This is a genomic window from Brevundimonas sp. UBA7664, from assembly GCF_002483305.1.
GTDB lineage: Bacteria > Pseudomonadota > Alphaproteobacteria > Caulobacterales > Caulobacteraceae > Brevundimonas.
On the sequence record NZ_DLHQ01000006.1, the window covers coordinates 1 to 11,293 of the forward strand.

At 68.5% G+C, this 11,293-nt stretch carries 14 protein-coding genes and 1 tRNA gene; 11 read left to right on the forward strand and 4 right to left on the reverse strand.

Features of this window, described 5'->3' with window-relative positions; genetic code table 11:
- The 8 genes from B2742_RS00990 to B2742_RS01025 all read left to right on the forward strand — a co-directional run.
- On the forward strand, positions 1–226 hold a 226-nt coding region (locus tag B2742_RS00990), incomplete at its 5' end, for a S26 family signal peptidase (protein WP_292061950.1).
- Positions 220–831, forward strand: a complete 612-nt coding sequence (locus tag B2742_RS00995) for a lytic transglycosylase domain-containing protein (protein WP_292061952.1) — start codon at positions 220–222, stop codon at positions 829–831. The genes B2742_RS00990 and B2742_RS00995, both read left to right, overlap by 7 nt.
- Positions 828–1,115, forward strand: coding sequence for a hypothetical protein (locus tag B2742_RS01000; RefSeq protein ID WP_292026911.1), 288 nt, complete (start codon positions 828–830; stop codon positions 1,113–1,115). The genes B2742_RS00995 and B2742_RS01000 overlap by 4 nt, the downstream gene beginning before the upstream one ends.
- Positions 1,108–1,308: a hypothetical protein gene (locus B2742_RS01005; RefSeq protein ID WP_292061954.1), complete on the forward strand. Its 201-nt coding sequence runs from the start codon at positions 1,108–1,110 to the stop codon at positions 1,306–1,308. The genes B2742_RS01000 and B2742_RS01005 overlap by 8 nt, the downstream gene beginning before the upstream one ends.
- Positions 1,305–1,724, forward strand: a complete 420-nt coding sequence (locus B2742_RS01010; protein WP_292061956.1) for a helix-turn-helix transcriptional regulator — start codon at positions 1,305–1,307, stop codon at positions 1,722–1,724. Before B2742_RS01005 ends, B2742_RS01010 begins: the two co-directional genes overlap by 4 nt.
- A gap of 231 nt (positions 1,725–1,955) precedes the next feature.
- Positions 1,956–3,533: a Fic family protein gene (locus B2742_RS01015; protein ID WP_292061959.1), complete on the forward strand. Its 1,578-nt coding sequence runs from the start codon at positions 1,956–1,958 to the stop codon at positions 3,531–3,533.
- Positions 3,534–3,852: 319 nt separating this feature from the next.
- Positions 3,853–4,743 (forward strand): DNA-processing protein DprA, encoded by an 891-nt coding sequence (locus tag B2742_RS01020; RefSeq protein ID WP_291838722.1) that lies wholly within the window; start codon positions 3,853–3,855, stop codon positions 4,741–4,743.
- The gene (locus B2742_RS01025) at positions 4,740–5,375 is read left to right on the forward strand and encodes a hypothetical protein (protein ID WP_292061961.1); all 636 of its coding nucleotides are present in this window, start codon (positions 4,740–4,742) and stop codon (positions 5,373–5,375) included. Before B2742_RS01020 ends, B2742_RS01025 begins: the two co-directional genes overlap by 4 nt.
- 56 nt (positions 5,376–5,431) lie before the next feature.
- On the opposite strand, the gene B2742_RS01030 is transcribed toward B2742_RS01025, so the two are convergent.
- From B2742_RS01030 to B2742_RS01040, 3 genes are all read right to left on the reverse strand, one after another.
- Positions 5,432–5,656 (reverse strand): hypothetical protein, encoded by a 225-nt coding sequence (locus B2742_RS01030; RefSeq protein ID WP_292026897.1) that lies wholly within the window; start codon positions 5,654–5,656, stop codon positions 5,432–5,434.
- Between the two features lie 269 nt (positions 5,657–5,925).
- A tRNA-Val gene (locus B2742_RS01035) sits at positions 5,926–6,000 on the reverse strand.
- Positions 6,001–6,052: 52 nt separating this feature from the next.
- Complete coding sequence (locus B2742_RS01040) at positions 6,053–6,757, reverse strand: HAD hydrolase-like protein (protein ID WP_292061962.1); 705 nt, start codon at positions 6,755–6,757, stop codon at positions 6,053–6,055.
- 66 nt (positions 6,758–6,823) lie between these two features.
- On the opposite strand from B2742_RS01040, the gene glmU reads away from it, so the two are divergent.
- Positions 6,824–8,179, forward strand: a complete 1,356-nt coding sequence (glmU, locus tag B2742_RS01045) for a bifunctional UDP-N-acetylglucosamine diphosphorylase/glucosamine-1-phosphate N-acetyltransferase GlmU (protein WP_292061963.1) — start codon at positions 6,824–6,826, stop codon at positions 8,177–8,179.
- A gap of 8 nt (positions 8,180–8,187) precedes the next feature.
- Here the strand turns inward: glmU and B2742_RS01050 are convergent, their stop codons facing one another.
- Positions 8,188–8,718: a hypothetical protein gene (locus B2742_RS01050; protein WP_292061965.1), complete on the reverse strand. Its 531-nt coding sequence runs from the start codon at positions 8,716–8,718 to the stop codon at positions 8,188–8,190.
- A gap of 65 nt (positions 8,719–8,783) precedes the next feature.
- On the opposite strand from B2742_RS01050, the gene rpiA reads away from it, so the two are divergent.
- Together rpiA and gor are read left to right on the forward strand one after the other, a co-directional pair.
- Positions 8,784–9,467: a ribose-5-phosphate isomerase RpiA gene (gene rpiA / locus B2742_RS01055; protein WP_292061966.1), complete on the forward strand. Its 684-nt coding sequence runs from the start codon at positions 8,784–8,786 to the stop codon at positions 9,465–9,467.
- Between the two features lie 145 nt (positions 9,468–9,612).
- Complete coding sequence (gene gor / locus B2742_RS01060) at positions 9,613–10,998, forward strand: glutathione-disulfide reductase (RefSeq protein ID WP_292061968.1); 1,386 nt, start codon at positions 9,613–9,615, stop codon at positions 10,996–10,998.
- The last annotated feature ends 295 nt before the right edge of the window (positions 10,999–11,293 follow it).

The window sequence follows — 11,293 nt, forward strand, 5'->3', positions numbered from 1 at the left end:
GGTCTGCGCGGACGACGGCGTTGTCCGCACGCCGGCCGGTCGGGTGCGCGCCCTGGCGCGCGATCGCCGGGGCGCGCCCCTGGCCGCCTGGGCGGGATGCCGGCGGCTGGCCGACGGCGAGCTCTTCCTGCTGGGCGACACTGCCGGGAGTTTCGACAGCCGCTATTTCGGGCCGGTCGCGCGGTCGGGGGTGGACGGCGTCTACCGGGAGGTTCTGACATGGTGAGACTGGCGTGCCTGACCTGCCTGGCCGCGATGGCGGCGGCGGTCGCGGGGCCGGCGTCGGCCCAGGCCGTGAACTGGCGCGACGCCGGCGGCGATCTGTTCGGCCGGCCCGCCGAGGCGGTCGCCGAGGATGTCCCGGACAGCCTTGAAGCGGCGTGGATCGCGCCCCTCAGACAGCCTTTCCAGGAGGCCGTCGCCGCGGCCGCGGCGAGGCACGGCCTGGATCCCAAACTGCTCCACGCCCTGGTGGTGACCGAGAGCGCCTACAGGCCCGACGCCCTGTCGCCGGTGGGCGCGGGAGGCCTGACCCAGCTGATGCCGGGCACCGCCCTGGAGCTCGGCGTCCGCGACCGCTTCGATCCGGTCGAGAACCTGCGCGGCGGCGCGGACTATCTGGCGCGTCAGATTCGGCGCTTCGGTGATCTGCGGCTCGCGCTGGCGGCGTACAATGCGGGTCCGGCCCGCGTCGCGCGGCTGGGGCGAGTGCCGGATATAGCCGAGACCCAAGCCTATGTAGCGACGGTCGTGGACTGTTACCTGGCGCTGACGGCGGGGCAGGGGATCACCAGCTCGACCCAGTGTCGCCCGCGCGGAGCGGGGCGATGATCGGGGAAACGGGGACGGAGGCCGGACCCGGGGTCCCGACGTGCGGGGACGAGGACCTGCTGACGCGGGCGGAGGCGTCGGCCTTCCTGGCCCAGTTCGGCATCCGGCTGAAGCCGTCCACCCTCGCGCGGCTGTGGTCGACCGGCGGTGGCGGTCCGCCCTGCCGTCACGTGCGGTCCAGGCCCCATTATCCGCGCGGCCTGCTGCGGGAGTGGGCGCGATCGCAGATCACGGACGTCCGCACCGCCGCGCCGCCGGCGGCGAGAGGGCGCCGCCGTGGCTGACCATGGGATCAGAACGCCGCCGCCGCCGCCGACGGTCGCCGGTCTGCTGGCGGACCCGGCCGCCAGCTTCGCGATCAAGGATGTGGCCCGGCGATGGGCGGCGCGCGACTGCGTGGACGCCGCGACCGACGCCCGAGTGCTTTGCGAGGTGTTCGAGGCGGCGGCCGACCGGATGTTCGGAGGCGCGTCGTGACGTTCGAACCTGAAGGCGGGCCGGTCGAGACGGGCGGGCCGGAAGACCGCTTGCTGCCCTGGGATCGGGTCCGCGACGTCACGGGCCTCAGCCGGTCCACCGCGTGGCGTCTGCAACAGGTCGGGGATTTTCCCGAACCCGTGCGCATCTCCCCCAATCGGGTCGGCTGGTGGGAAAGCGAATTGACCGCCTGGAAGGCGACACGCAAGACCCGCGGCCTGCCCTGTCCGAGGCCGCTGGCCCGGCCCCGGGAGCCCAAGCTCATCCAGACCGCGCGATCGTCCCGTCGTCAGCCCGACAAGGCCGCTGCCGCCCCGGCGAACGTCGTGCCGGAGGCTGCAAGCCCTGTGACGCCGGCGGCCCCGCCCCGACGGAAACGGCAGGCCTCCGCCGACCAGATCGATTTCGGATTCTAGGGCGAAGGGCCTGGCGACGGGTTTAGAGGCCGCCCCTGCGGATTTTGCCCATCGCAGTCGCACAAAGAGAGGCTGACGGACATTTCAGCACGATAAGGGAGTTTTACGGACATTTGGCCTTTGGCTGGCATCTTAAGTGAAACTACGTTAAGTGACGATGGCGGACATTATTGCGATTTAAGGGACCGTGGCGGACATTTCCTGTATTTCGCGCGGTCTTGGGAGACGGTCATGGCAGACATCCTCTTCACGCCCTCGGGCAGCGAAGCGACCGACAGGAAGATCCGCCGCGATCATGAAGGCGGCAAGCTCGTTCGCATCGCGACCGGCGTCTATGTCGAGCCCGGCGCCGAGCCGATCGACGCCGTCGTGCGTCGAAAATGGTCGACCATCCTCGGCAGGCTCGTTCCCGACGGCGTCGCCACCGACCGGACGGGCATGGAAAGCCAGCCGTGGAGGGACCGCTCCAGCGGCGCGCCGACCGGGGTCGGCCACGTCTTTGTCAGCGCGCCGCGGACCCGCGATGTGATCACCCTCCCGGGTCTTGAGATCCACATCCGTCAGGGTGTTGGACCCGTCGACGGCGACATCCCCTATCTGGGCTCCTGGCTGGCGGGACCAGTCCGAAAGCTGCTCGACAACCTCAGTCCGTCGCGCGCCCGGAATGGACCGGCCCGCACCCTCGGCAAGGCGGGGGTCGAAGCCGCTCTTGAAAGTCTGTGCTCGACCCACGGCGAAGAGGGCCTGAACCATATCCGGGACCAGGCCCGGGTTCTGGCGCCCGTCCTCCAGCGGGAAAAGGAATTCGAGGTCCTGAACGGTCTGATCGGCGCGCTGCTGCGGACCCGCCAGGACAAGCTCAGCACGGTCCAGGGACGGGCCCGCGCCGCCGGCGCGCCTCTGGACCCCGCCTGCGTCGGTCGCCTCGTGACCCTGGCGGATCATCTTCAGGCCCGCGCCCCCCTGTCGATCGCCGATCGGGACGCGACGCCCGGCCGCAAGACGAGCGGCGCGTTCATGGAGGCTTATTTCTCCAACTTCATCGAAGGCACGGAGTTCGCCGTCAGCGAGGCCGTCGAGATCGTCTTCGAAGGCAAGATGCCCGATGCCCGGCCGGAAGACGGGCACGACGTCCTGGGCGCCTATCTCCAGCTCGTCGATCTGGGGCCGCGCGCGGCCGTGCCCCGCGGGGCGGACGCCTTTCTCGCCGAGATCCAGGAGCGGCACCGGATCCTAATGGACGCCCGGCCGTCGGTCCGGCCGGGTCAGTTCAAGACGCGAACCAACAAGGCCGGGGATACGACCTTCGTCGCCCCTGACCGCGTCGAGGGAACCCTGCGGGAGGGCGTATCGATACTCGAGACCCTGAAGGACCCGTTCTCGCGCGCCGTGTTCGTCCATTTCCTGCTGTCGGACGTCCATCCTTTCAATGACGGGAACGGGCGCCTGAGCCGCATCATGATGACGAAGGAGCTCATGGCCGGCGGCCTGTCCCGCATCGTGATCCCGACGGTGTTCAGGGAAGACTACCTCGACGCCTTGCGCGCCCTGTCGCGGCGGAACGACCCCTCCATCCTGGTGCGGTCGCTCGAATTCTGCCAGCGCGTGAGCGCCGCCTGCTCGGAGGAGACGACGGAGGCCGCCATCACGACGTGGGCGCGCGCCTATGCCTTCTGCGAGAGTCCGCGTCACGCCCGGCTGACGATGCCGAACCCGGCCCTGGTCATCGAGACGCATGACGGCACGCCGGCGCCTGCAGACTATTGGCAGGCGCTCAGGCGCGACCAGGGCGCGCCGATGCCGATCTGATCCGTGAACCGTGTCGACCAGGGTTCTGCCTCGCGCTTGGGAGCTCGCCATTTAGCGGACGCCGGCAGGCCCTACGAACCGGCCCGCCGGGCCAATGTCCGCTTACGACCGCCCTGAGCGGAGATCGCCGCTGGCGCCGCCGGACGTCTAGAACTGACCTTTCGCAACGTCCGCTGCCCGAAAAGCGCTCGCCTCGGTCCTGGAGGGCGTTCCTAAGACGTGCCCGCCCTGATCCGGCGCAGCATAATGTGACGCTCACCGACCTCAGGCGTTGATCCTTCGGGACAGTTGATTCAATCTCTGTCAAACGGACTTCAGAATGAACCTGGCATTACGTGCAGATGGAGCGGCCCTGGCGCCGATTTCGCCGCGCCTCGAGCTGGGCGCGTACGAATCGTTGTGGCTGGAGCAGGGCGCGACCTTCAAGACGCTCGCAGACCGTTTCGCTCGGGACCCGTCGGCTCTTCCGTCCGATTTCGTGTCCCGCTCCGCCGCCGAGGCGGCTGCGGACGAGGTGTTCGCCCGGCTCAAGAAGTCGGGCGTCCATCGGTTCGGCGTCCGGATCAACCATGCCGGCGACTATCCCGAACGGCTTCGCGACGCGCGCCACCCGATCGAAGTCCTCTACTACCAGGGGGCATGGGAGCTCACCGAGACCCGCTCCATCGCGGTCGTAGGGGCGCGGAAGGCTACAGAGCAGGGCACCCAACGTGCAGCCCAGATCGCCAAAGGCCTGGTTGAGCGTGGGTTCACCGTCGTGTCCGGGCTGGCAGAGGGTATCGACCGCGCGGCGCACACCGCCGCCTTGGGATGCGGTGGCCGCACTATCGCCGTCATCGGAACACCGCTTGGACAGTACTATCCGAAAGCCAACAGGGACCTTCAGGACCAGATCGCCACGGATCATCTGCTGATCTCGCAGGTGCCGCTGTTGCGCTACGGCAAACAGGGGCCCCAGCAGAATCGCCTGTTCTTCCCCGAGCGAAATGTGACGATGAGCGCCCTCACCGAGGGCACCGTTATCGTGGAGGCCAGCGACACGTCCGGGACCCTCACTCAGGCACGGGCCGCCCTGCACCAGGGCCGCAAGCTCTTCATCCTCGACAGCTGTTTCGACCCGTCGCTGAAGCTGACGTGGCCCCGGAGGTTCGCCGACCTGGGCGCCATTCGCGTTCGCTCGATGGATGACATCTGGAACGCCCTTGCATGACGATCCGCTTCAGGCAGATCGATGACAGCAACCGCGGCGATCACTACCACCTGACGCCGGCGGACGCCTGCCTGTACCTCCTCGAGTTCACGTCGGGGCAGGGCTATTCGTACAGCAAGGCGAACTCCCTGATTTCCAATCTCAAGAAGAAGCCCACGGCATCAGCGGCCGAGCTTGGCTACAAGCGGGAAGCGATCGGGAAGTGCGCCGGCGCGCTCGGAAAGGCGCTGAACCACGACTGGATCCGGCAGTCCGTCATCGTCCCCGTCCCGCCCTCGAAAATGGTGGGCGACCCGGCTTACGACGACCGTATGTTCGACATGGCAGCGGCGATCCAGCCCGCCGCTGATGTTCGCCGGCTCATCCGCCAAACCCGGTCCATGACCGCTTCTCATGAAGCGGGCAGCGTTCGAAACACGGTCGAGGATCTCCTGGGAGCCTACGAGATTGACGAGTCCCTTGCCGTCGCGCCCTTCGGCCAGATCGGAATTCTGGACGACGTCCTGACGGCCGGCACCCATTTTCGGGCGGCCCACACGATCCTGTCGCGCAGATTTCCAGGCGTGGCTATTACGGGCATCTTCATCGCGCGCCGGGTCTTCGCCAATCCATTTGCCGCCGCCCAGGGCTGAGGATCTGGAGCGGGCCGCCGGAACCGCCGGCAGATCGCGCGTCTGCGAAGCCTTCCTTAAAGGGCTGTCTCTCGGCCGGAAACGCCAGCGAGTTCGTTGAAGCGAAGGCGGGCCTTGGCTTCGTCGTAGAGAATCTCGCTCTGCCGGGGCGGCGCGACGACATAGTACATCGTGACCGGCGCCAACGTCAGACGCTCGCGACGCCAAAGCGCGAACCCCTCCCGACCCTCCAGGCGGGTCCAGGTTCCGGCGTCGTTGGGATGGTCCGGGATCAACGCCATGGGAGCTCTTTCGATAACGGGTCGCGGTGGATTGAGGCCGGGAGACGGATTTGGATGAAACGCCCTGCAAAAGGCCGCGGCCGAGCGGGGTCGAATCAGCCCCGGTCTCGGTTCCAATCAATGCTTTTCAGGGCGCTTTGTCTCGTTTCGGGCGGTAGTTTTGCGCGGCGACTGCCCCACTACTGCCCCACTAACTCGATTTTGCCCAAAAAATCATCCGTATGCGGAGGGTGGCTCTCCGCCAGATGTATGTTTTTGTTCAGGAAAAATGGTGGATGCGACAGGGATTGAACCTGTGACCCCCTCGGTGTGAACGAGGTGCTCTCCCGCTGAGCTACGCATCCGGCCGATTCAGGAGGCGGGGACATAGCCCGGTCGTCCGGGACTGGCAAGCCGTCAGATGGCGGCAGGCGCCGCCGCCCGCTGCAGCGTCCCGACCGCCGCGATCAGGTCGGCGAAGCAGTCGATGACGATGTCGCCGCCCAGGGCCTCGAGGGACGCGTCATTATAGCCGAAGCTCGCCACCACGCAGGGCACGCCCGCCGCCCGGGCGCTGCCGGTGTCGGTGGTGGCGTCGCCGACCATCACCGCCCGCGCCGGATCGCCGCCCGCCAGCAGCACGGCCTCCCGCACGTGGGCCCCGTCCGGCTTGCGGGCGCTGACCCGGTCCGGCCCGGCGACGACGACGAAATGGCGCGTCAGGCCGACGGCGCCGATCAGGGCCTCGGCCAGGTCGGTGCGCTTGTTGGTCGCGACGCACAGCAGGGCCCCGCGCGCCGACAGGCCGTCGAGGGTCTCGACCACGCCCTCGAAGGGGCGGCTGTCGTCGGCGATGTGGGCGACATAGTCGTCGATGAAATGATCGAACAGTTCCGGCTCGGCGGCCTCGTCCCAGACGGCGCCCGCCTCGGCGAAGCCATGACGCAGCAGGGCCCGCGCCCCGTGGCCGACCAGATGCCGCGCGGAGGACAGCGGCACCGGCGGATGGCCGCGCGGCGCCAGCATCCGGTTCAGGGTGGCGATCAGGTCCGGCGCCGAATCCACCAGGGTGCCGTCCAGGTCGAAGGCGATGGTCCAGCCTTCAAGGTCGCGCACGGTCATCGACATCTCCCGCCGGTCGCCGGGATGGGCTAGACCGCTGGCGACGACTAACCGCCGGACCGATTCATGACCAGTACTCCCCGCGCAGCCATCATTCTCGCCGCCGGCCAGGGCACGCGCATGAAGTCGCCCCTGCCCAAGGTTCTGCATTCGGTCGGCGGCCGCGCCATGCTGGACCACGCCATCGACGCGGCCGAGGCCCTCGGCTGCGAGCGGATCGTGGTGGTGGTCGGCGACCATTCCCCCGAGGTCCGCGCCCATGTGGCGAAGCGGCTCGGCGAGGCCGCCATCGCGGTGCAGGACCCGCCGCTCGGCACCGGCCACGCCGTCCTCGCCGCCCGGGCCGCCATGGCCGACTTCGACGGCGAGGTGATCGTCACCTATGGCGACGTGCCCCTGCTCAAGAGCCGCGACATCGAGTCAGCCTTCGGCGGCGGCGACGGCGTCACCGTGGTCGGGTTCGAGGCCCGCGATCCGACCGGCTACGGCCGCCTGCTGATCGACGCCGACGGCGGTCTCGAGGCCATCGTCGAGCACAAGGAGGCCTCGCCCGACCAGCTCAGGGTCACCGTCTGCAACTCCGGCGTCATGGCCGCACCCGCCGCCCTGCTGTTCGACCTGCTGGCCGAGGTCCGCAACGACAACGCCAAGGGCGAATACTATCTGACCGACGTGGTCGAACTGGCCCGCGCGCGCGGCGCCCGGACCCGGACGGTGATGGCCGGCGAGGACGCGGTGATGGGCGTCAACGCCCAGGCCGAACTGGCGGTGGCCGAAGCCCTGTTCCAGAAGGTCCAGCGCGAGACCTTCCTCGCCGCCGGCGTGACCATGCCGGCCCCGGAGACGGTGCATTTCTCGTTCGACACCGAGGTGGGCGGCGGGACGACGATCGAGCCCTATGTCGTGTTCGGCCCGGGCGCGAAGATCGCTTCCGGCGCCCGCATCCGCAGCTTCAGCCATATCGAGGGCGCGACGGTCGCCGCCGGCGCCGAGGTCGGCCCCTACGCCCGCCTGCGCCCGGGCGCCGATCTGGGCGAGGGCGCCAAGGTCGGCAATTTCGTCGAGGTGAAGAACGTCCGCATGGGCAAGGGCGCCAAGGCCAACCACCTGTCCTATCTGGGCGACGGCGAGGTGGGGGCGAAGGCCAACATCGGCGCGGGCACGATCTTCTGCAACTACGACGGCTTCTTCAAACACCGCACCACGGTGGGCGAGGGGGCCTTCGTCGGCTCCAACAGTTCGCTGGTGGCGCCGGTGACGATCGGGGCCGGGGCCATGGTCGGATCGGGCTCGGTGATCACGACGGATGTGGCGCCGGGCGACCTGGCTCTGGCGCGCGGCGCGCAGTCGGCGAAGGCCGGCTGGGCGGCGCGGTTCATGGAGACGATGCGGGCGAAGAAGGCGGCGAAGACCAGAGCCTGACCCGTCGGTCAGCGGTCATCCCCGACCCGCTGATAGCCCGGCGGGGTCTTGATGCATTCGGGCGACAGGCCCATGACGGTGAAGTCGGCCGGCGGTTCGCCGGTGGCCGCGTCCGTGACTGCGGCCTCGCACCATCCGTCGTTGAACCGCTGAATCATACGGTACCGCCCGCCCGCCGCGGGCGTGAACCGCACGAGGTTGGTGCAGGCCGTCACCACCTGGAAGCCTGAGCGCGGGTCGCCGTAGATGTCCGCGAGGAGGTGCGCCGTCTCGCCGCCGGGCAGACGGAACTCCGCATCGGTGACGCCGCCCAGGATGCGGCTCATGGGATCGAAGGCGGCGATTTTCATCACGTTGGAACAGGCCGCGTCAGCGGACCACGACAGCAGCTGGCCTGTGCCGAACGTGCCGAGGTGGGGATCGCGGTCCAGCGTGACGACGGCGACCGTCGGCCCCGCCGACGGCTGGGCGTAGATCGTCTCGCAGCCGGCGAGCGCGAGGCTCAGCAGGATCATCGGACTCAGTGTGCGTTTGAACATTGTCTTCCCCCCCGATAAAGCCGGGCCAGCTAATCCTCCCTCCGTCCTGATCGCAAGCGAGCCCGATGTCCGACAATCACAAGCGACTGGCAGGCGAAGCCGCCGCCCTCCGCGTTGAGGCCGGCATGGTCGTCGGCCTCGGCACCGGCTCCACCGCCGCCTGGTTCGTCAAGGCCCTGGCCGCCCGCAACCTGACCGGCCTGCGCTGCGTCCCGACGTCGGAGGCCACAGCTGAACTGGCCCGCGAACTCGGCCTGCCGCTCTCGACCCTCGAGGACACGCCCCGCATCGACCTGACCGTCGACGGCGCCGACGAGGTCGGCCCCGGCCTGGCGCTGATCAAGGGCGGCGGGGCGGCCCTGCTGCGCGAGAAGCTGGTGTGGGAGGGCTCGACGCGTTGCATCGTCATCGCCGACAAGGCCAAGGTCGTGCCGCTGCTGGGCGCCTTCGCCCTGCCCATCGAGGTCGTCGCCTTCGGGCACAAGACCACCGCCAACCGCATCGCCGACGTCCTCGCCGACCACGACATCGCCATGCCCGCGCGGGTGCGGACGGCGGAGCGCGGTCTGGTGCGCACCGACGGCGGCAATCTGATCTATGACGCGAAATGCGGCGCCATCCATGACCCGGTGCGGCTGGCGGACGATCTCAAGCTGATCACCGGCGTGGTCGAGCATGGCCTGTTCCTCGATCTGGCGGATGAGGCGATCATCGGCTTGGATTCCGGCGTGGAAAGCCTACTTCCCTGATCTCCGCTCATCCCGGCGAAAGCCGGGACCCAGACCTTTGGGTGACGGATTTTTTCCTGATCGGCGTGGACGAAGGTCCTGAAGCGTCGGTGTCACGCTGGACAGCACTGGGTCCCGGCTTTCGCCGGGATGAGCGGAACAGAGAATGACCACCTACGACTACGACCTCTTCGTCATCGGCGCCGGCAGCGGCGGCGTCCGCGCCGCCCGCCTGACCGCCCTCGGCGGCAAGCGCGTCGCCATCGCCGAGGAGTTCCGGGTCGGCGGCACCTGCGTCATCCGCGGCTGCGTGCCCAAGAAATTCATGGTCATGGCCTCCGAGGTCAGCCACGCCCTCAAGATCGCCGAGGGCTATGGCTGGTCGTTCGACAAGGCTGAATTCGACTGGCCGACCTTCCTTGAGGCCAAGGATGTCGAGATCGCCCGCCTGTCCGGCATCTACGCCGCCAACCTCGGCAAGGCCGGCGTCGACCTGGTCCACGGCCGCGCCGTGCTCAAGGACGCCCATACCGTCGAGATCGTCGGCAAGGACCAGACCATCACGGCGGAGAAGATCCTCATCGCCACCGGCGGCCGTCCGTGGAAGCCTGAGGACCTGCCCGGCATCGAACACGCCATCACCTCGGAAGAGGCCTTCCACCTGCCGCAACTGCCCAAGCGCATCCTGATCGCGGGCGGCGGCTATATCGCCGTCGAGTTCGCCGGCATCTTCGCCGGCCTGGGCGTCGAGACCACCCTGATCTATCGCGGTCCCAACATCCTGCGCGGCTTCGACGACGACGTCCGCGCCCACCTCGCGGGCGAGATCGAGAAGCGCGGCGTCAAGGTCATCCTCGGCTGCCAGCACAAGTCGCTGGAGAAGACCGGGACGGGCATCGTCAACCATCTCGAGAACGGCATGAGCCTCGAGACCGATGTGGTGATGTTCGCCACCGGCCGCGTGCCGCACGTCAAGGACCTGGGGCTGGAGACGGCCGGGGTCGAGCTGAACGACGACGGGGCGATCAAGGTCGATACCCTGTCGAAGACCACGGCGGAGAACATCTGGGCCATCGGCGATGTCACCGACCGGATGAACCTGACCCCCGTGGCCATCCGCGAGGCCGTGGCGTTCCATGAAACCGTCTATCGCGACAATCCGCAGGCCTTTGACTACGAGGCCGTCGCCAGCGCGGTGTTCAGCCAGCCGCCGGTCGGCACCGTCGGCCTGACCGAGAGCGAGGCGCGGCACAGCTGCCCCGGCGAGGTCGATGTCTATCTGACCCGGTTCCGGCCGATGAAATACGCCTTCACCGGCTCGGACGAGCGGGTGCTGATGAAGCTGGTCGTCGACGCCCAGAGCCAGAGGGTGGTCGGGGTCCACATCGTCGGTCCCGAGGCGCCGGAGATGATCCAGCTGGCCGCCATCGCCGTGAAGGCCGGCCTGACCAAGGCCCAGTGGGACGCCACCTGCGCCGTCCACCCGACCATGGCCGAGGAGCTGGTGACCCTCAAGGACAAGCAACAGCCCGGGAATATGTCGGCGGGGTAGGGGGCCTCTCCTCCCCACGCAGTGGGGAGGGGGACCGCGCGAAGCGTGGTGGAGGGGCACCCGCCGCGCCACGACCGTTGCTCATCACCCCTCCGTCACGGCGCGAAGCCGCGCCGCGCCACCTCCCCATCGCTGCGCGACAGGGAGGAGACTGTGCTGACAATCCACCGATTGCCAGCATATCCCGCCCCGCCAACCCTCTGACTCCGCGCACCTTTCAAAAATTACAGCGTCCTTATCCCGCCATAGCTGGCCCCCGTCCTAGACTCCGGCCCATCCCGTCGGTGGGGAGGGC

Excerpts from the sequence above, each read along its gene's own strand:
- B2742_RS00995 (WP_292061952.1), top strand. The coding sequence starts at position 220 with ATGGTGAGACTGGCGTGCCTGACCTGCCTGGCCGCGATGGCGGCGGCG.
- B2742_RS01000 (WP_292026911.1), top strand. The coding sequence starts at position 828 with ATGATCGGGGAAACGGGGACGGAGGCCGGACCCGGGGTCCCGACGTGC.
- B2742_RS01015 (WP_292061959.1), top strand. The coding sequence starts at position 1,956 with ATGGCAGACATCCTCTTCACGCCCTCGGGCAGCGAAGCGACCGACAGG.
- B2742_RS01020 (WP_291838722.1), top strand. The coding sequence starts at position 3,853 with ATGAACCTGGCATTACGTGCAGATGGAGCGGCCCTGGCGCCGATTTCG.
- B2742_RS01025 (WP_292061961.1), top strand. The coding sequence starts at position 4,740 with ATGACGATCCGCTTCAGGCAGATCGATGACAGCAACCGCGGCGATCAC.
- B2742_RS01030 (WP_292026897.1), bottom strand. The coding sequence starts at position 5,656 with ATGGCGTTGATCCCGGACCATCCCAACGACGCCGGAACCTGGACCCGC.
- B2742_RS01040 (WP_292061962.1), bottom strand. The coding sequence starts at position 6,757 with ATGACCGTGCGCGACCTTGAAGGCTGGACCATCGCCTTCGACCTGGAC.
- glmU (WP_292061963.1), top strand. The coding sequence starts at position 6,824 with ATGACCAGTACTCCCCGCGCAGCCATCATTCTCGCCGCCGGCCAGGGC.
- B2742_RS01050 (WP_292061965.1), bottom strand. The coding sequence starts at position 8,718 with ATGTTCAAACGCACACTGAGTCCGATGATCCTGCTGAGCCTCGCGCTC.
- rpiA (WP_292061966.1), top strand. The coding sequence starts at position 8,784 with ATGTCCGACAATCACAAGCGACTGGCAGGCGAAGCCGCCGCCCTCCGC.
- gor (WP_292061968.1), top strand. The coding sequence starts at position 9,613 with ATGACCACCTACGACTACGACCTCTTCGTCATCGGCGCCGGCAGCGGC.